This is a genomic window from Hyphomonas sp., assembly GCF_016125515.1.
GTDB lineage: Bacteria > Pseudomonadota > Alphaproteobacteria > Caulobacterales > Hyphomonadaceae > Hyphomonas.
Genome location: NZ_WGLO01000007.1, coordinates 50,942 through 68,080, shown reverse-complemented (window position 1 = coordinate 68,080; position 17,139 = coordinate 50,942). Strand labels below are relative to the sequence as shown.

General features: G+C 63.9%; 17 protein-coding genes. 10 read left to right on the top strand and 7 right to left on the bottom strand.

Annotated features, from left to right (window positions below; translation table 11 throughout):
- Nucleotides 1–224: 224 nt before the first annotated feature.
- Both GC148_RS06230 and GC148_RS06225 read right to left on the bottom strand, forming a co-directional pair.
- Nucleotides 225–1,652 carry a DEAD/DEAH box helicase gene (locus GC148_RS06230; RefSeq protein ID WP_291069649.1) on the bottom strand — a complete coding sequence of 476 codons (1,428 nt, stop codon included), beginning with the start codon at nt 1,650–1,652 and terminating at the stop codon, nt 225–227.
- A gap of 283 nt (nt 1,653–1,935) precedes the next feature.
- A complete protein-coding gene (locus tag GC148_RS06225; protein WP_291069648.1) occupies nt 1,936–2,547 on the bottom strand; it encodes a TetR/AcrR family transcriptional regulator in 612 nt (203 codons plus the stop codon).
- A gap of 81 nt (nt 2,548–2,628) precedes the next feature.
- On the opposite strand from GC148_RS06225, the gene GC148_RS06220 reads away from it, so the two are divergent.
- The gene (locus GC148_RS06220) at nt 2,629–3,471 is read left to right on the top strand and encodes a metal-dependent hydrolase (RefSeq protein ID WP_291069647.1); all 843 of its coding nucleotides are present in this window, start codon (nt 2,629–2,631) and stop codon (nt 3,469–3,471) included.
- Nucleotides 3,472–3,483: 12 nt separating this feature from the next.
- Here the strand turns inward: GC148_RS06220 and GC148_RS06215 are convergent, their stop codons facing one another.
- Nucleotides 3,484–4,074: a TIGR00730 family Rossman fold protein gene (locus GC148_RS06215; RefSeq protein ID WP_291069646.1), complete on the bottom strand. Its 591-nt coding sequence runs from the start codon at nt 4,072–4,074 to the stop codon at nt 3,484–3,486.
- Nucleotides 4,075–4,188: 114 nt separating this feature from the next.
- Here GC148_RS06215 and GC148_RS06210 point away from each other — a divergent pair, with 114 nt between their 5' ends.
- Together GC148_RS06210 and GC148_RS06205 are read left to right on the top strand one after the other, a co-directional pair.
- Nucleotides 4,189–6,033 carry an ABC transporter ATP-binding protein/permease gene (locus GC148_RS06210; RefSeq protein WP_291069644.1) on the top strand — a complete coding sequence of 615 codons (1,845 nt, stop codon included), beginning with the start codon at nt 4,189–4,191 and terminating at the stop codon, nt 6,031–6,033.
- Between the two features lie 29 nt (nt 6,034–6,062).
- Nucleotides 6,063–6,998, top strand: a complete 936-nt coding sequence (locus GC148_RS06205) for a phosphatidylserine decarboxylase (protein ID WP_291069642.1) — start codon at nt 6,063–6,065, stop codon at nt 6,996–6,998.
- Here the strand turns inward: GC148_RS06205 and GC148_RS06200 are convergent.
- Nucleotides 6,995–7,198: a DUF2842 domain-containing protein gene (locus GC148_RS06200; protein ID WP_291069640.1), complete on the bottom strand. Its 204-nt coding sequence runs from the start codon at nt 7,196–7,198 to the stop codon at nt 6,995–6,997. The genes GC148_RS06205 and GC148_RS06200 overlap by 4 nt on opposite strands.
- Before the next feature lie 77 nt (nt 7,199–7,275).
- Here GC148_RS06200 and GC148_RS06195 point away from each other — a divergent pair, with 77 nt between their 5' ends.
- Complete coding sequence (locus GC148_RS06195) at nt 7,276–8,319, top strand: COX15/CtaA family protein (RefSeq protein ID WP_291069638.1); 1,044 nt, start codon at nt 7,276–7,278, stop codon at nt 8,317–8,319.
- On the opposite strand, the gene GC148_RS06190 is transcribed toward GC148_RS06195, so the two are convergent.
- On the bottom strand, nt 8,300–9,067 hold the full coding sequence (locus GC148_RS06190) for a hypothetical protein (protein WP_291069637.1): 768 nt from the start codon (nt 9,065–9,067) through the stop codon (nt 8,300–8,302). The genes GC148_RS06195 and GC148_RS06190 overlap by 20 nt on opposite strands.
- Nucleotides 9,068–9,312: 245 nt before the next feature.
- Here GC148_RS06190 and rplM point away from each other — a divergent pair, with 245 nt between their 5' ends.
- The 4 genes from rplM to GC148_RS06170 all read left to right on the top strand — a co-directional run bounded on the left by rplM (nt 9,313) and on the right by GC148_RS06170 (nt 12,192).
- Entirely contained in the window at nt 9,313–9,777 is a 465-nt protein-coding gene (rplM, locus tag GC148_RS06185; protein ID WP_291069635.1) for a 50S ribosomal protein L13, read from the top strand.
- A 5-nt stretch (nt 9,778–9,782) separates the two neighbouring features.
- Nucleotides 9,783–10,265: a 30S ribosomal protein S9 gene (rpsI, locus tag GC148_RS06180; RefSeq protein WP_291069633.1), complete on the top strand. Its 483-nt coding sequence runs from the start codon at nt 9,783–9,785 to the stop codon at nt 10,263–10,265.
- Between the two features lie 87 nt (nt 10,266–10,352).
- Complete coding sequence (gene argC, locus GC148_RS06175; RefSeq protein ID WP_291069631.1) at nt 10,353–11,288, top strand: N-acetyl-gamma-glutamyl-phosphate reductase; 936 nt, start codon at nt 10,353–10,355, stop codon at nt 11,286–11,288.
- Nucleotides 11,289–11,352: 64 nt separating this feature from the next.
- A complete protein-coding gene (locus tag GC148_RS06170) occupies nt 11,353–12,192 on the top strand; it encodes an FkbM family methyltransferase (protein WP_291069630.1) in 840 nt (279 codons plus the stop codon).
- Between the two features lie 6 nt (nt 12,193–12,198).
- Here the strand turns inward: GC148_RS06170 and GC148_RS06165 are convergent, their stop codons facing one another.
- Together GC148_RS06165 and phaC are read right to left on the bottom strand one after the other, a co-directional pair.
- The gene (locus GC148_RS06165; RefSeq protein ID WP_291069629.1) at nt 12,199–13,233 is read right to left on the bottom strand and encodes a glycosyltransferase family 4 protein; all 1,035 of its coding nucleotides are present in this window, start codon (nt 13,231–13,233) and stop codon (nt 12,199–12,201) included.
- A 113-nt stretch (nt 13,234–13,346) separates the two neighbouring features.
- Nucleotides 13,347–15,179, bottom strand: a complete 1,833-nt coding sequence (gene phaC, locus GC148_RS06160) for a class I poly(R)-hydroxyalkanoic acid synthase (protein WP_291069628.1) — start codon at nt 15,177–15,179, stop codon at nt 13,347–13,349.
- A 146-nt stretch (nt 15,180–15,325) separates the two neighbouring features.
- On the opposite strand from phaC, the gene GC148_RS06155 reads away from it, so the two are divergent.
- Nucleotides 15,326–15,685 (top strand): hypothetical protein, encoded by a 360-nt coding sequence (locus GC148_RS06155; protein WP_291069627.1) that lies wholly within the window; start codon nt 15,326–15,328, stop codon nt 15,683–15,685.
- A complete protein-coding gene (locus GC148_RS06150) occupies nt 15,682–16,890 on the top strand; it encodes an LL-diaminopimelate aminotransferase (RefSeq protein WP_291069626.1) in 1,209 nt (402 codons plus the stop codon). The genes GC148_RS06155 and GC148_RS06150 overlap by 4 nt, the downstream gene beginning before the upstream one ends.
- The last annotated feature ends 249 nt before the right edge of the window (nt 16,891–17,139 follow it).

Below are 17,139 nucleotides of genomic sequence, written 5' to 3'. Positions count from 1 at the left end.
ACTCATTTGTTGGCATCCAAGTTTCGAAAATAAATCTGTGAAAAAATAAAAAACGCAATAAACACAGGGTTATATGGTTAAAGCGGCCCCTCTTCTGGGCACCACTTCTCAGTTTGATGTCCGTTGATGCGCCGTCGAGCGAAACCTCGCGGTTTTTTTTTTTTGAACAGAAACCGCCCCGGTGGTGAGGCCGGGGCGGTCTGTTAATCTTGGGCTGGTGAGGCTTAAGCGCCGGCGCGTTCCGGGCGGCGCGAGCGGTTGCCGCCGCCTTGACCCGGACCGCCGCGGCGAGCCTGGCCGCCGGGCTTGCCGCCGCCGGAGGTGCGCTGGAAGTGGCCGCCCGTACCGGACGAACGCTCGCCGCCAGCGGCAGCTCGCTCACCATTGCCGTGCGCCTTGCGTTCACCGTCACGCTGAGGGCGCCGATCGCCGTGACCCTGGGCGCGGCGTTGACCGCCGCCCTGTCCCAGACCCTGACGGCGGCTCTGTTGTTGCGGTTTGCGCGAGCCGCGATCATCGGCTTCGGATTCCCCGGCCGGGCGCGGCGCCAGTTTGTGGCCGACCAGTTTCTCGATGGCGCGCAGATAATCGCGCTCATCCTTCGAGACAAACGAGATCGCCACGCCGGTGGCGCCGGCGCGCGCGGTGCGGCCGATCCGGTGGACGTACTGTTCCGGTACTTCCGGCAGGTCGAAGTTGATGACGTGGGTCAGTCCGTCGATATGGATGCCGCGTGCGGCGATATCCGTCGCGACAAGAACCGGCACGCGGCCGCCCTTGAAAGCTTCAAGCGCACGCTCGCGCTGCGACTGGCTCTTGTTGCCATGAATGGCCACCGAGTCGATGTCGGCATTCGCCAGACGGCGTACAACGGCGTCCGCGCCATGTTTCGTCCGGGTAAAGACCAGTACGGTTTTCACTTCCGGCTTGCGGATCGTTTCGACCAGCAGTGCCTGTTTCTCGCCCTGGTCCACGAAGGAGATGCGCTGCTCGACCTTGTCGGCGGTTGCCGATGGCGGTGCAACGGCAACCTGCGCCGGGTCGCGCAGGAACTGTGCCGCGAGGCCTTCGACGAGTTTCGGCATGGTGGCTGAGAAGAACAGCGTCTGGCGTTTCGCCGGCACATGTTTTGCGATCGCGCGCAGCGCGTGGATGAAGCCTAGGTCCAGCATCTGGTCAGCTTCGTCGAGCACGAGGACTTCAACGTCCTTGAGGCCAACCGCGCGCTGTTCGATAAGGTCGATCAGGCGGCCGGGCGTTGCGATGAGCACGTGCACGCCGCGCTCGAGCTTGCGGATCTGCGGGCCGATCTTGGCGCCGCCGCAAACCATCGCGATGCGCAGGCCGAGGCCGGCGCCGTAGGTTTCGAACGAGGCCGCGATCTGTCCGGCCAGCTCGCGCGTGGGTGCCAGCACGAGAACGCGCGCGCCCTTGTGCGGTGCGGGCCCCTGGTTGCGGAACAGCTTGTCGAGGATCGGGGCAGCGAAGGCCAGTGTCTTGCCGGTGCCGGTCTGGGCGAGGCCCATGACATCGCGGCCCGACATGATCAGCGGGATCGCGCCGGCCTGGATCGGGGTAGGGGTGGTGTAGCCAGCAGCGGTCAGCGCAGATTCAACGCGCGGCGCCAGGCCGAAGGATTGGAAATTGGTCATGTGTACTTTCAAAAATGCTTTGCGCCCGGCGCGGGTCTCGCGCTGGGAAGCGGGTTCTAACGACCCGCGTGAAGAAGGGCGCCTTGGGCTCAAGATGTGTCTGTAAGGAGGGCCTCGGTTCGACGGTCGTACCGTCGCGCCAGCTCACGCTGTCCCTGCAAGGCGGCCAAAGCTGCCCAGACGGGGCCCCCTTGCGCCTTAACCGGCGCAAAGTCAAAGGGTTTTCCACAGCTCCGCCACGGGGCGCCGGTTTTTCCGTTAACGGAGCACCGCGCCGCGTTGTCTAGTGGCCCGCCTTGCGCGCGGCTTCCTCCAGGCCGGTTTCGAGCAGTCTCAGCGCGGCGGCGCGTGCGCGGCCCCTGGGTTTGCCGAGGAGTTCGCTCAAGGTCGGTCCGAACAGGCCGACGCCGATGGCCAGGATCACGCTGACGAGGATGGCATCTTCCAGACGCGCCTCGTCGGCCTCTTCCGCGCCGATCTTCAGCCGGATGACGGTCTGCACTGCCTCGCGCACGGTCCGCAGGCGCCGTGATTCGTCCGTTAGTTCCAGCCAGGCGGCCAGGCGTGCTGCGCCTTTGGTTTCGAATGCGTCGAACAGGTTCTGGATCGCCGCGGCCCGGGCGGCGCGAGGATCGTCTGGCACGTCCATCGCCATCAGGCCGGACACAAGTTCGGCGATCATCTTCTCCATCAACGCCGCCTGAACGCCGTCGATCGTGCCGAAATGGTGCAGCACGGTCGCGTTGGCGACGCCGGCTTCCTTCGCCACGTCCGCCAGCCGCAGCGACTGGGGCCCCTGACCCACCAGCAGGCGCTCGGCGGCAATCAGGATGTTCTCGCGCGAAGCCTCGGGCGAGCGGCGGATCCGGGGGGGTGTGCTTTTGCTTATCGACATTTTTGTCAGTAACTGCTATATAGCCTTCAATTCCGTTGAGACTATGCGCCCAAACTCACCCATGTCAGCAGGATTTCCGCGATGATCGGCAAACTTACCCCCGAAGATGTCACCATCCTTCCCCGTGACCTCCATTTCGATGTGTCGAGCGCCAAGACCGGCCACTGGCTTGATGGCGACCCGGTCGGCACGGCGATCCTGAACACGCTGTCGCTGACCTTCCCGGACGGGGAGCGTCTCTTCATGGATGCGGTTCGCGCCTACAAGGACAAGCTGTCAGGCAAGCTGGAACAGGACGCCAGGGATTTCATTGCGCAGGAAGCGATCCACTCGCGCGAGCACCACCTTCTCAACCGGGCCATCGACCGGACGAAATATCCGGTGGCGCGCATCGAGGCCCAGATCCGGGAGCGGATCGCCTATTCGCGTTCGGCCGGCCCGATGCGCATGTTGATCGCCACCATCTGCCTTGAGCACTTCACCGCCATGCTCGCCGACATGTTCGCCGCGCATGACGACATGTTCTCGGAGACCGACCGCTCGATCAAGGACATGTGGCGCTGGCACGCAATGGAAGAGACGGAGCACAAGGCGGTCGCCTATGATGTCTACGTCGTCGCCACGAAAGACTGGTCTGGTTTCAAACGCTACATGCGCCGCTCGGTCGCGATGTTGCTGATTTCGTATTTCTTCAGCCGCAACATCACGACCTATGCGTCGTGGATGCTCGAAGCGGACGGCTATTCGCCGAAGGAAGCGAAGAAGGCCGTGAAGAAATTTCTCTGGAACGATCCGGCCTTTTTCGGCCGCGGCTGGAAACTCTGGATCACCTGGTTCAAGCCGGGCTTCCATCCATGGGACCATGACAACCGCGCCCTGATGGCGGACTGGCAGGCCGAGTTCAATCTCGTCGCAGCGGAATAGTCCGCCTGCGGCCTATCGGTCCAGAACCACGAGCCGTTCGCCGAGCGCCTCGATGGCCTGTTCCGGTGTCGAGACGTGGACGAGGCTGGCGCGGAACTCCTCCGGTATGAAGCCGCCGACGATAATGTGTTCCATCAGCTCGAAGAAGGGCGCCCAGAAGCCGTCTTCATCCAGGAAAGCCATCGGCTTGGCGTGCAGTCCGAGGCGGGCCCAGGAGAGGATCTCCACCGCCTCTTCGAGCGTGCCGATCCCTCCCGGCAGCACGATGAAGGCTTCGGCCTCCTCGAACATCATCATCTTGCGCGTGTGCATGTCGTCGACGATGCGGTGTTCGACGTCGGTATAGATCCGCTCCTTCTGGAGCAGAAATTTCGGCATAATGCCCAGTACCTCGCCGGACGCCGCGTGCGCCGCCTTGGCACAGGCCCCCATCAGGCCGACGCCGCCCCCGCCATAGACCAGCCGGATGCCGCGCCCGGCAAGTTCCCGGCCAAGGGCTTCGGCAAGGCGAATGTATTTGGCGTTCACGGCGCTGGACGCGCCGCAATACACGCAGATGGACTTTATTGCGGTCGGGGAGGGGGAGGATTTCAGTGAGGTCATGACCCTAGGTGATAGGGGGCGTTGGCGGCTTCGGCCAGACGGTTTCTCAGCTTCTGTTCAGGCGATCTTCGGGGGTGGGTTTCGCTTTTGAACGTTCCACGCCATATGGCGTGAATGAGTTCTTCTGCACACGCCGCCGCGGCGCCCGAAAATCACGACCGGATCGACAGCGCCGATGGTGGCCTCTGGGCCTCCATCCTCAGGATCCTCAAGCTGCTTGCGCGGCCCGAACTGGCCAAATGGCGCGTCATCATGGCGCTCGCCGTGCTGCTCACGCTGGCGGCCTCGGTGCTTGAGGTCGTCTCGCCGCTGGTCATGGGCCATGCCATCAACCAGGTCGCGGACAAGGGGCCGGAGGGCGGCTTCGCCATTGCCGCCCTGTGGCTGACCTACGGTCTCGCCATCCGGTTCCTAGCCGCCGGCCTGCCGCAGGCGCGCGACTGGCTGTTCGCCCCGGTCAGCCAGGACGCCCAAAGGGTCGCGAGCGTCGATGCCTTCGGCCATGCCCTCGGCCTGTCGCTGAACTTCCACCAGACCCGGCGCACCGGCGCCCTCAACCGTGTCATCGAACGCGGCGCCGGCGCGATCGACTACCTGATCCGCTTCCTCGCCTTCAACATCGGCCCCACGCTGATCCGCCTCGTGCTGGCCTCCATCGCGCTGGGCATCGCCTATGACTACCGCCTCGCGCTGATCGCGGTGGCGACTATTGCGCTCTATGTGGTCTGCACGGTGATCATTACCGAATGGCGCGTACGCCAGCGCCGGCGTATGAACGAGGCCGACACGCATTTCCGCGCCACCTCGGTCGATATCCTGACGAACTTCGAGACGGTGAAGTCCTTTGCCGCCGAAGAGCGCGAGACCGGCCGCTTCGATCGGGCGATGGCAGACTACAACGTCCACTATGTCGACACCGTGCGCAGTATGTATGTCCTGAACACCGTGCAGGCGTTGGTGATGAACCTGGGCCTGCTCGCGGTGATGGCGCTGTCGGCCCTGAACGTCATCGAGGGCCGCATGCAGATCGGTGACCTCACCGCCGTTATGCTGATGCTTCTGTCGCTCTACGCGCCGCTGAACATCCTCGGCTGGGCCTGGCGGGAGATCAAACAGGGCGCGGTCGACCTCGAAAAGCTCCACGGTCTCTTGGCCATGGTGCCGGAAGTGCAGGATGCGCCGGATGCAAAGCCGCTGGTCAAGCCTCAGGGGCGGGTCACGTTCGACAATGTCTCCTTCAACCATGAAGGCCGATCTGTCGGTGTACAGAATATCAGCTTCGACGTGCCCGCCGGCCGCAAGATCGCCTTCGTCGGCACATCGGGCGCGGGCAAATCGACCCTGCTGAAGCTGCTCTTCCGGTTCTACGACACTGATTCCGGCCAGGTCCTGATCGACGGGCTGGATGTGCGCACGCTGCAGCAATCGTCGCTGCGTGCCGCGCTGGGGCTCGTGCCGCAGGATGTGGTCCTGTTCAACGACACGATCCGCGCCAACATCGCCTATGCCCGCCCCGGCGCCTCGCACGAGGAAATCCGCGAAGCCGCCCGTCGCGCCCAATTGCTCGATTTCATCGAAGCCCAGCCTGATGGCTGGAACACCCGCGTCGGTGAGCGCGGCCTGAAACTTTCCGGCGGTGAAAAGCAGCGCGTGGGCATCGCCCGCGTCGTTCTGGCCGATCCTGCCATTCTCGTCCTCGACGAGGCCACCAGCGCGCTCGACAGTGCCACCGAAGCCGCCGTCCAGGACGCCCTGGAGGAAGCCTCCACGGGCCGCACGACGCTGATGGTGGCGCACCGTCTTTCGACCGTGATCTCCGCCGACGAGATCATCGTTCTCGAAGCGGGACGTGTCATCGAGCGTGGTAACCATGCCGCGCTGCTGGCAAAAGGCGGCAAATATGCTGATATGTGGCAACGTCAGGCCCGTAGCACGGAAGCTGCATTGGCCATTGGCTGAGCCTTGAGGCCGGGAAGGGAGCGAAAGAGATGTCCGACGAATTCGAGCGCCGCCCCATGCCGTGGCTGAATTTCATGCTGGATTGGGAAGGCGTGGCCGCTGCGGCGGGCGCGTTCCTTGCCGCGTTGCTGCTCGGCTGGATCTGGAGCCCGTTGTTCTGGGTCGGTTTCCTCCTGGTGCTGGGTTCAATCGCCGCCGGCCGCTGGTCGCGCCGGTCTCCGCCAGACGTGGCAGACGGCGTTGTCGCGCCGTGCGACGGCGTGGTAGTTTCCATCGAACGGAGCGAACCGCCCACGGCGCTGCGCATGTCATCGGACAATCTCGTGCGCGTGCGCATCGCCTCGTCGCCGGTCTCCACGAACAAACTCTACACCCCCATCGCCGGCGGTGTGGACCTGATCAGCGTGGCGCAGGGTGAGCCGTCGGTTCCGATGGCCCTGCGGCCCGACGATGAAGGCCTGACGCGCGCCTATGTGACGTTCGAAAGCGCCGGTGAGCGCGCCGGCGTGGCGCTGGCCACCGGCGGCCTCGGCCCGCGCATCGATCTCGATATCGAAACCGGCGATGTGGTCCGTCTCGGCCGCGCTTTCGGCACGCGCCGACTCGGCGGTTGGTGCGACCTGTACCTGCCCGCAGGACTCAGCGTTGTCGTCTGGCCGGGCCAGACGTTGGTCGGCGGCGAAACCGTGATCGGTCGCATGCGTTCGAGCGGCGACGACGCCTTTGTCATCGATGCAGACGAGGCGGATGCGCCGGAACCCCGGCGCGAGACCTTAGCGGCAGCGGCGGCTGCCCCCACCACCGCTGCAGCTGCAGCTGCAGCTGCAGCGACCGCTGACGCCCCCGCTGAAGAGGACTACTTCGACGATTATCCGGAGCCGGATGAAGTCGAGGCCCCCGAAGACCCTGCCGCCATCTTCGCGCGCCTGCGCGAAGCCGCCCGCAAGCATGGCGAGAGCGATTAGTCTTCCTCAGGCGGCTGGTTTGCGTTCATCCATTTGAGCAGAGGGCGCATGGGTAGCACCCATCCAATTCCGGCGACAATGAAGAACACCGGCTGCACCCAGCGCGGCAGTCCGGTCAGGTGCGTGCCCAGCGTGCCCGCCGCCCAGATCCAGAAAGCCAGGAAGGCCAGCATGACGGTCACGGCGATGGCTTTGCGCATGGGATGAACTGCCTCCGGGCCGGGTGTGCGACGTTGGCGCCTCTTGATCGTGCGCGTTGCCGGGTGATCTAGGCCGCATGACAACAAACACAATTTCGCCTGTTGCCGCACGCTGGATCCGCGCCTGGCTGATCCTGCTCGGCCTCTTGGTTTACGGCACGATTCTGGTGGGCGGCGCCACGCGCCTGACAGATTCCGGCCTTTCGATCACGGAATGGCAGCCCCTCAAGGGCGCCCTGCCGCCGATGGACACGGCCACCTGGCTGGCCGAATTCGAGAAGTATCGCGAGACCACCCAGTACAAGCTGCAGAATGCCGGCATGACCCTGTCGGAATTCCAGTTCATTTACTGGTGGGAATGGGCGCACCGCCAGCTTGGCCGGTTCATCGGCCTGGTCGCTGTCGCCGGCCTCGCCGTGTTTGCCGCCCGGCGCTGGCTGGGCAACGGGCTTGGCTGGAAGCTGCTGGGCCTTGTCGCCCTGGGCGGCCTGCAGGGCGCCATTGGTTGGTGGATGGTCTCCAGCGGCATGGGCGACACGGACCGTGTTTCGGTCGCGCCTTACCGCCTGATGACGCATTTCAGCCTCGCGCTGCTGATCCTGTGCGTCATCACATGGCTCTGGCTGTCGCTCGGCCGGCAGGTGCGCCCCGTCGCGCCGGGACGGACCCGGCCGGTCGCCATCGGCCTTTTGGCGCTGATCTTCCTGCAGATGGCGGCAGGCGCGCTGGTCGCGGGCCTTGATGCCGGCCGCACATATAATGACTGGCCGCTGATGGCGGGGGAATTGTTCCCCAGTCAATATATCCAGTCAGATCTGGGCGTGCGCAGCTTCTTTGAAGGCCGTGCCGCCACCCAGTTCAACCACCGTTTCCTGGCCTACACGCTTTGGGCTGTCAGCCTGTTCGCGGCCTGGCGCTACCGGTCGACGCTGGTGGCCCGTCCGTTCATCGTGCTGGCCGCGCTGGTCAGTGCCCAGGCCTTCTGGGGCATCCTGACCCTGCTGCATGCCGCGCCCCTGACGCTGGCTCTGGTGCATCAGGGGCTCGGCGTGATTGTGACACTCGCCGCCGTTTACCTTGTGTGGCGCGCGTCGGCGGAGCCTATTCCTCAATCGGCTTGAGGGTCACTTCGCTGGGGTCGATGAACACGACCCGGTGCTCGCCCTCGGTATTCTCGCCGGCCACGACCACCACGCCGCCCGGGAAACCGCCGGCAGGCAGGGTGCCCAGTGCCGTTATGGCGGTGGGGTTGAGCGGGGCGGGGATAGTGATCCCGTCGCGCACGCGCACGTCCGAGGTCGTCATCCCGTAATCGGTCGAGATCTGGATCGGTTTGCCGTCTTCCAGCGACAGCAGGGCCGAATACTGGCCCCGGGTCAGCGAAGCGGCGCCGATGGCCACCGGCGAGGCGACCAGCGTGTCATAGGCGAAAACGCAGGATTTGATGGGGAAATCCGTCTCGGTGGCGGCTTCTGGAAGCCAGGTCAGGTCGCCATTGTCCGCTTTCAGCACGCCCGTGGTCAGCGACCGGTTGTTGGTCAGCGTCCAGTAGGCGATCCGGATCAGCCCCTGCGTGCCGGCTTCGCCCGAACAGAGCCCCTGGATCGAACGGTCTTCCGGGATGGGCAGGTCGATCTGGGTGGGGGCCATCAGGCCGGGGGTATAGATATAGCCCTTGAGCTCTCCGGCCTCGGTGACGCCAGGAAACAGGGTCAGGGAGCTGTCATCGACGGTCGTGTAGCGCCCGTCGGCAATGGCTTTCAGGCGGAACAGGGCCGGTTCGCCGATCCGTTCGCCTTCCATGTCGAAAAACTCGAGTCCGCCCCGTTCATAGGCCACCGCCAGGAGGGCCCCCGAGCCCGAAGACATGGCCACGCTCTTGACCGGACCTGAGAGGGCACGGGTCGACCAGACGGCCGGAAGCTCCAATCCTGCAGCAATTGGGGCAGCTTGAGGGGGGGCTTCGGGGGTCTTTTCACCGCGGGAACAGGCCGCCATGCCAAAAAGCAGGATGGCCCCGGCAGCCGCGTTGACAAAGGGAGAAGCGGCGACTAAACGCCAGCCCTTAATTTGCATTCCTGGAACTCCGAAATTGAGAGGCTCTGAGCAGAGCGATGAAAACCTATAACGCACCCGTCGGCGTGGAAACTAATTGGGTCGTGATCGACGCGACAGATGTCGTCGTCGGACGCCTCGCTTCTTACGTCGCCAAACGTCTTCGCGGCAAGCATCGGCCTGACTTTACTCCGCATGTCGACACAGGCGATCACGTCGTTGTTATCAATGCCGAGAAAGCCGTGTTCACCGGCAACAAGCTGACCGACAAGGTCTACCACCGCCACACCGGCTATGCTGGCGGTATCAAGACCACCACGGCAGGCAAGATCCTGTCCGGTCGCTTCCCGGAGCGCGCACTCGAACTGGCCGTGAAACGCATGATGCCGCGTGAAAGCGCGCTGTCGCGTCAGCAGTTCGGCAAGCTTCGCATTTATGCCGGCGCGGAACACCCGCACGTCGCCCAACAACCCGAGCTCGTCGATTTCAAGTCGATGAACCGCAAGAACTCGAAAACGGCCTGATCCACATGACCGATACCTCTGCTTCCCTGAAAGACCTTGGCGCAATGACCGGCGCTCCTTCGGCAGCTCCCGCTGTGAAGGCTGAGCCCAAGATCGATGCACACGGCCGCGCCTACGGCACCGGCCGCCGCAAGGAAGCCACCGCCCGCGTCTGGATCAAGCGCGGCACCGGCAAGATCACCATCAACGGCCGCGACCAGGAAACCTACTTCGCACGCCCCGTGCTGCGCATGGTCATCGCCCAGCCGCTGATCGAATCCGGCCGCGCCAGCGAGTTCGACGTGATCTGCACCGTCAAGGGTTCGGGCCTCATGGGCCAGGCAGGCGCTGTGCGTCACGGCATTTCGCGCGCCCTCGTGAACTATGAGCCGGGCCTTCGCGCCGTGCTCAAGCCGTTCGGCTTCATGACCCGCGATCCGCGTGTCGTCGAACGCAAGAAGTACGGCAAAGCGAAAGCCCGCCGCAGCTTCCAGTTCTCGAAGCGCTAACCGCACCCGGGATATACCCTTTCTGGCGGGCGCTTCGGAAACGAGGCGCCCGTTTTGTTTTTGCCCTGAACTCAGAGGAGTGGGCGCATGATACCCAAGGTTTTCATTGACGGTGAAGCGGGCACGACGGGCCTGCAGATTGCGGCCCGGCTGAAGGCCCGCACCGATATCGAGCTGCTGTCGATCGACGAAGCCAAGCGCAAGGACATCGAGTCGCGCGCCGCACTGATGAACAAGTCCGACGCGGTGATCCTCTGCCTGCCCGATGACGCGGCACGCCTCGCCGTCAGCTTGGTGTCGAACCCCAACACCGTGATCATCGATGCCTCCACGGCGCATCGCACCTCGGCAGGCTGGGTCTACGGCTTTCCGGAAATGGACAAGGGTCAACGCCGCGCGATCGCGGCCTCGACCCGGATCTCGAACCCGGGCTGCTACCCCACCGGCTTCATCGCGCTGGTGCGTCCCCTCGTGGTGTCGGGCCTGTTGCCAAATGACTGGCCGGTCACGGTCAACGCGGTCTCCGGCTATTCCGGCGGCGGCAGGGCGATGATCGCGGAGTTCGAGGATCGCCAGACCGAAGACAATTACCGCATCTACGCCCTCGGCCAGGCGCATAAGCACCCGCCGGAGATGAAGAAACATGCGGGCCTCAGCCATCTGCCGATGTTTCTGCCGGCGGTCGGCCGGTTCGCGCAGGGCATGATCATCGAAGTGCCGCTGCCGCTCTGGGCCTTGCCGAAAAAGCCGAAGCGCGCGGCCGTGCACAAGCTGCTCGAGTCCACTTACGCTGCCGAGCCCTTTGTGCGCGTCGTGCCTCTGGCCGAAGGTGATGCCATCAAGACGCTGGACGCCGAAGGCTGCAACGACACCAACCGGCTCGAGCTCTACGTGTTCGGAACAGACGATCAAGCGCGCCTTGTCGCCCGGCTCGACAATCTCGGGAAAGGCGCCTCCGGCGCGGCGGTGCAGAACCTTAACATCGCGCTCGGCCTGGACGAAGGCGCAGGTCTGGTCGCTTGATCCGCGCCTGCGCCCCAATTACGGTGAGTTTTCAGGGGCTTCACGAGCTTAGGAGAGGCATGTCATGACCCGGCGCCGCGGTCCGAAGCTCAGCGCCAGCCGGCTGGCGAAATGGCTCGGCCGGCGGGTCGAACAGGCCTTGACCGCCCGCAAGGACACTTATGTGTTCCTGTCCCCGCCGTACACGGACAAACAGACCGTGCTGAACCGCATCACGAAGGCGCGAACGACTTTCCGGATCCGTAGCAAGAGCGACCTGTCGATCGCCAAACAGATCTTCCAGTCCGAAGATTACCGCCTCGAACGCCTCGCCCGCCATCCGGATATCCGCGCACGCTATGACGCGCTGGTCAAGGCTGGCAAAACACCACTGATCGTCGATTGCGGCGGGAATATCGGCCTGTCTTCCTTGTATTTTTCCGAGCATTTTCCCAAGGCCCGCATCGTCACCGTGGAGCCGGGGGACGACAATTTCGCCACCCTGTCCGAAAACTGCCGTGGGCGGAATATCATTCCCGTGCAGGCTGCGATTGCTGCCGAGGCCAGCGTCGGCCGTGTTGTCGATATCGGCCGCGGAACCGCCGCCCTGCAAGTGGTGCCGGATCCCGAAGGTGACCTTGTTTTCACAACGGTGCCGGAGCTGATCACGCAGCATGGCGGCGAAGGTGCGGTGCCTTTCCTGCTGAAGGTCGATATCGAAGGGTTCGAGCATGATCTCTTCTCGCGTCCTGCCCCCTGGCTCGACGATTTTTATGTCGTGGTGATGGAGCTGCACGACTGGATGATGCCGGGCGAGGCGCGCTCCGGGAATTTCCTGCGCGCGATTGCGCCGCTCAATCGGGATTTCGTGCATATCAACGAGAACATCTTCTCGATTGCGAACCGAGCTCCGTCCGTAGACTAACGGGCTTCAGGCGGTCGCGGCGGCACGCAAGCCAAGCTTGGCGGCGCGGACCTCAGCATAGAATTCGGTGATAGCGGCGATGCCGGCAGCGCGGTCGAAGCGGGTCATGTCATATCTGTCACGCGTGACCTGGCCGGAAAGCTTGGCGGTGAGGCGCTCCGTGATGCGCGCGGCGAGGATCCCGGCATCGCCTTCCGGATAGCGGTTGTCCGACCGGTCGCGGAAGATTTCCTGGAACCCGTCAACATCCGAGACGAGCAGCGGCGTATCGCAGGCCATCGCCTCGAGACAGACGAGGGAGAAGGGTTCGTTGCGCGAAGGCATGACGAGCAGGTCTGCCGCGCGGTACCAGTCGGCGGGCGCTTTCGAATAGCCCATGAAGACGATACGGTGGTCACCTGCCGCCATCGCTTCGAGCGCCGCGCGCTCCGGTCCGTCGCCGACGATGGCGAGGCGGGCCTCCGGATTGGCGACCTGCCGAAAGGCGCGGATCAGCGTGTCGACGCCCTTCACCGGATCGAGACGGCCAACGAAGACCACGAGCGGCGTCGCGGGGCCAGCGCCTGCTTCTCCACGGCGGGCTTCGGCGGCGCCCGGCGGCGAGGCTTTCAGGGCGGGTGTCCAGTTGTTTACTTTCCTGACCGGGCCGCTGAAAGCCTTGGTGCCGTCCATCTGCCAATCGGCGAGGGCGTGAATGCCGTCGACATGCGCCATGGCGTTCGCCTTGAAGCGGATGTGCAGAGAGGAGACAACCGGCGGGCGCGCGGGCATCAGGCGCAGCCACTTCACGGCCTTGCCGCCATGCGTGTGGAGGATGTCGCCCTTCAGCCGCGCCAGCGTCGTGATCAGGCCCAGCGCGTAGATTCCGCCGTAAGTCACCGCCGCCACTTCCGGTGGCTTCAGGTCCAGCGACGTGCCGGGCGATTCCGGCAGGACCACAGTCACATCATGCCCCAGCGCCACCTGTCCCGCGGCCAGATCGAAGGCATACCGGTTCGCGCCGGAAATGGCGGATGTGGAACAAACGTGAAGGATTTTCATCAGGGCGGGCCTATCGATGCGCCGCGTGCCGGCGTCTGCTGCAACCTCACCTTGCACATTCCTGCGCAGGTCTCAATTCGCGTTGATGCCGCAAATGCAGTTGGAGGCAGGGCTCAGACCGGCGGCAGTTTGATGTCCGCCAGACGCACGCGGGCATAGCTGCCGGGCGCCGCGCCAAGGCCCATGTCCTTGGGCTCGACGCCCTTCACCTTGCGGCCCGATTTCGGGCGCAGCCAGTCCCACCAGGTAGGCCACCAGCTGCCGCCCGTCTCCGTGGCTCCTTCGAGCCACACATTTGCCGAACCGGCCTCAAGGCTGGGATTCGTCCAGTGCTGGTATTTCTTCGCGTCGGGATGGTTCACCACCCCGGCAATGTGGCCCGAGCCGGACAGCACGAAACTCGCATCGCCGCCATAGAGCTTCGCGGTGCGGAAAACGCTTTCATAAGGCACGATATGGTCGTCCTTGGACGCTTGCAGCATCACTGGGATCTTCACATCCTTCACGCTGACCTTTTGTCCGAGTACGGTGTACTCGCCCTTGGCCAGACGGTTCTCGGCGTAGAGTTCCTTTAGGTAACGCCGGTGCACCGGGCCCGGAATGTTGGTCTGGTCGGCATTCCAGTAGAGCAGGTCGAACGGCCGGGGCGGCTTGCCCAGCATGTACATGTCCACAACGTAACGCCACACGAGGTCGATCGGGCGCAGCCAGTTGAAGGTCTCGTACATTTCCTTGCCGGGCATGATGCCGCCATGCTCGTCGATCAGGCCGTACACATAATCCCGGCCCGGACCATCGGTGAACACTTTCAGGTCGCCCGCAAGTTCGAAATCCGATTGCGAGGCGAAGAAGGTCGCCGAGGAGATCTTGTCATAGCCCGTCGCCGCCATGTGGGCGAGGGTGGAAGTGAGCAGCGTGCCGCCGATGCAATAGCCGACTGCGTTGAGGGATTTGGCGCCGGAGGCCTGCAGCGCCGCTTCCACGGCTGCATAGATGCCCTTCTTGGCGTAGTCGTCCCACTCGTAATCCTTGGTCACCTTGTCTGCCGATCGCCAGGACACGACGAACACGGTCAGGCCCTTGTCGACGAGCCAGCGGATCATCGAATTTTCCTCACGCAGGTCGAGGATGTAAAACTTGTTGATCCAGGGCGGGAAGATCAGCAGCGGCTTGGAATACACCATCTCCTGCGTCGGCTTGTACTGGATCAGCTCGATCAGGTCGTTGCGGAACACCACTTCGCCGGGGGCGGTGGCGATGTTCACGCCCAGCTCGAACGGCGTTTCGTCCGTCTGCGAAATGTACAGCTTGCCATTGCCCTTGCGCACGTCCTCACGCGCCATGCGCAGGCCGGCCAGCACGCTTTCGCCGCCGCTCTCGATGAAAGTGCGCAGCGCCTCGGGGTTGGTTCCGAGGAAGTTGGTGGGCGAGAGGCTTTCGGTCAGCAGCTGCATGAAGAAACGGGCACGCAGCTGAACGGCCGGATCCATGCCGCTGGCGCGGTCTGCCAGGCTGTTCATCCAGTTCGAATTAACCTCAAAGGCCTTGCGGATGAACTTGAAGGCCGGGTTCACCTGCCATTCGGGGTCGGCGAAGCGTTTGTCCTTTTCCTTCGGCGCTTCCTGCGACAGCGTCTCGGTCATCATTTCCTGCCAGAGCTTCATCCAGCCCTGCATCAGGTCCAGATTGGCCTGCATTAGGGCCTGGGGGTTCATGGCGAGGTTCATGCCGACCTGCCGGAAGGCGTCGGTGGCGCCCATCGGGTCGCCTTTTGTCACTGTGGCGAGGGGGCCGGAGCCGGTCATGACCTCGGTCATCAGGGCCTGGGACTCGGTATTTGCCAGCGCGAGCGTGGTCATCAGCACCTGCCAGCGCGCCGGATCCTGCGCTGCCATCAGGGCAGCCAGCGGCTCCGTTCCGGTTGTGGGTGGCTTGGTACTGCTCATTGGTCTTGGTTCTGCCCCGATTTTCAGGCTCATCTATTCATCACAATGTTTGTGATTTAATGAGATTAACCATGAAAAACACGGCGATTCTCCTATGTGGCGTGCCACTTCTGCTGGCATCAGCGTGCACTTCTTCGTTTTCGAAGGTGCGCGCCGCCATTAACGAAGCGCCGGAATGGTACGATGCCCGACGCACCGAGATCCGGGGCGAGGGCTATCCGGACGTGATCGATATTCCCACGATTGAAGCCAATTGGAAGCCTGACGCTGCGCTACTGGCCTCCGGTGACACGATGGCGATCCTCCAGGCCACCTTCGATAACGACCCCAGGGCCCGCGTTTCGTTAACGGGCACCGCCGATATCCTTGCCATCGCGGCTGAAATCCGGGCCGAATTCGATCCCCCCTTGCCAGAGGCGGGCTTCCTGACCGAAACGGAGATTGCGGCGATCCGGGAGAGTTTCAACGTGCCGCGCGTAACCGAAGGCCTGATGGGGCAACAATGAACACCGATTTTCACAAGATCCGCCGCCTGCCGCCCTACGTTTTTGAACAGGTCAACCGCACCAAGGCCGCCCTGCGCGCCAAGGGCGCCGACATCATCGATCTCGGCATGGGCAACCCGGACCTTCCGACGCCCAAGCATATCGTCGACAAGCTCGTCGAGACCGCCCGCAAGCCGGACGTCAATGGCTACTCCGCCTCGCGCGGCATTCCGGGCCTGCGCCGTGCACTGACGGATTACTACAAGCGCCGCTTTGACGTGGCGCTGGACAAGGACCGCGAAGTCATCGTCACGCTCGGCTCGAAGGAAGGCTTTGCCAACCTCGCCCAGGCGATCAGCGCGCCGGGCGATGTCATCCTCGCGCCCGATCCGTCCTATCCGCTCCACCATTTCGGCTTCATCATCGCCGGCGCCTCGATCCGCGGCGTGCCGGCGCATACGCCGGAGCAATACCTGTCCAACCTCGGCCGCGCCGTGCGCTATTCCGTGCCGCCGCCGACCGCGATGGTCCTCTGCTTCCCGTCGAACCCGACGGCCGCCGTCTGCGACCTCGATTTCTACAAGGACGCAGTCCAGTTCGCGAAAAAGCACGATCTCTGGATACTGTCGGACCTCGCCTACAATGAAATCTACTTCGAAGAGCCCACGCCCTCGATCCTGCAGGTCGATGGCGCGAAGGATATCGCGGTCGAGTTCACCACCATGTCGAAGACCTATTCGATGGCCGGCTGGCGCATCGGCTTCGTTGCCGGCAACGAGAAACTCATCGCCGCGCTCGCCCGCGTGAAATCCTATCTCGATTACGGCGCCTACACGCCGATCCAGGTTGCCGCCGCAGCCGCGCTCGACGGTCCGCAGGACTGTGTGGACGATGTGCGCCGCATCTACCGCGCCCGCCGCGACGTTCTGGTCGACAGCTTCACGCGCGCTGGCTGGCCGATCCCCAGCCCGAAGGCGTCGATGTTCGCCTGGGCCCAGATCCCGGAAAAGCTGCGCCACATGGGCAGCCTCGAATTCGCGCTGGCAATGATCAACGAGGCCCACGTCGCCGTCGCCCCCGGCGCAGGCTTCGGCGAGCATGGCGACGAATACGTCCGCATCGCCCTCGTCGAGAACGAACAGCGCATCCGCCAGGCCGCCCGCAACATCCGCAAATTCCTCGCAACGCATGGCGTCAAGGAAATCAAGCCGGTAGCAGCCGAGTAGGGGCCGGCCTCGCCCATGACAGTTAAGCGAACTTCGCGGTCGCGGAGTGTTTGCCGGGGCTTGCCGGGTAAACACTCTCGAAAATGGTCAAGCCGCCAGTCGAGCTCATCCTGAGCGAAGTCGAAGGATCGAGCGGGCTCACAGGCGGTTCCGCGCATGCCCATCCTTCGACTTCGCTCAGGATGAGCTGCTTGCGGCCATCCCGGGCCTTCCCCCCGCGCCCCAAAACCGCTAGGCAGCCGCCGGAGC

Bases quoted from the DNA above. Each gene is read 5' to 3' on its own strand.
- GC148_RS06215 (WP_291069646.1), bottom strand. From the start codon at position 4,074: ATGACCTCACTGAAATCCTCCCCCTCCCCGACCGCAATAAAGTCCATC.
- GC148_RS06205 (WP_291069642.1), top strand. From the start codon at position 6,063: ATGTCCGACGAATTCGAGCGCCGCCCCATGCCGTGGCTGAATTTCATG.
- GC148_RS06170 (WP_291069630.1), top strand. From the start codon at position 11,353: ATGACCCGGCGCCGCGGTCCGAAGCTCAGCGCCAGCCGGCTGGCGAAA.
- GC148_RS06165 (WP_291069629.1), bottom strand. From the start codon at position 13,233: ATGAAAATCCTTCACGTTTGTTCCACATCCGCCATTTCCGGCGCGAAC.
- rplM (WP_291069635.1), top strand. From the start codon at position 9,313: ATGAAAACCTATAACGCACCCGTCGGCGTGGAAACTAATTGGGTCGTG.
- GC148_RS06225 (WP_291069648.1), bottom strand. From the start codon at position 2,547: ATGTCGATAAGCAAAAGCACACCCCCCCGGATCCGCCGCTCGCCCGAG.
- GC148_RS06220 (WP_291069647.1), top strand. From the start codon at position 2,629: ATGATCGGCAAACTTACCCCCGAAGATGTCACCATCCTTCCCCGTGAC.
- GC148_RS06190 (WP_291069637.1), bottom strand. From the start codon at position 9,067: ATGTCTTCGGGCTCGGGGGCCCTCCTGGCGGTGGCCTATGAACGGGGC.
- argC (WP_291069631.1), top strand. From the start codon at position 10,353: ATGATACCCAAGGTTTTCATTGACGGTGAAGCGGGCACGACGGGCCTG.
- rpsI (WP_291069633.1), top strand. From the start codon at position 9,783: ATGACCGATACCTCTGCTTCCCTGAAAGACCTTGGCGCAATGACCGGC.
- GC148_RS06150 (WP_291069626.1), top strand. From the start codon at position 15,682: ATGAACACCGATTTTCACAAGATCCGCCGCCTGCCGCCCTACGTTTTT.
- GC148_RS06195 (WP_291069638.1), top strand. From the start codon at position 7,276: ATGACAACAAACACAATTTCGCCTGTTGCCGCACGCTGGATCCGCGCC.
- GC148_RS06210 (WP_291069644.1), top strand. From the start codon at position 4,189: ATGAGTTCTTCTGCACACGCCGCCGCGGCGCCCGAAAATCACGACCGG.
- GC148_RS06200 (WP_291069640.1), bottom strand. From the start codon at position 7,198: ATGCGCAAAGCCATCGCCGTGACCGTCATGCTGGCCTTCCTGGCTTTC.
- phaC (WP_291069628.1), bottom strand. From the start codon at position 15,179: ATGAGCAGTACCAAGCCACCCACAACCGGAACGGAGCCGCTGGCTGCC.
- GC148_RS06230 (WP_291069649.1), bottom strand. From the start codon at position 1,652: ATGACCAATTTCCAATCCTTCGGCCTGGCGCCGCGCGTTGAATCTGCG.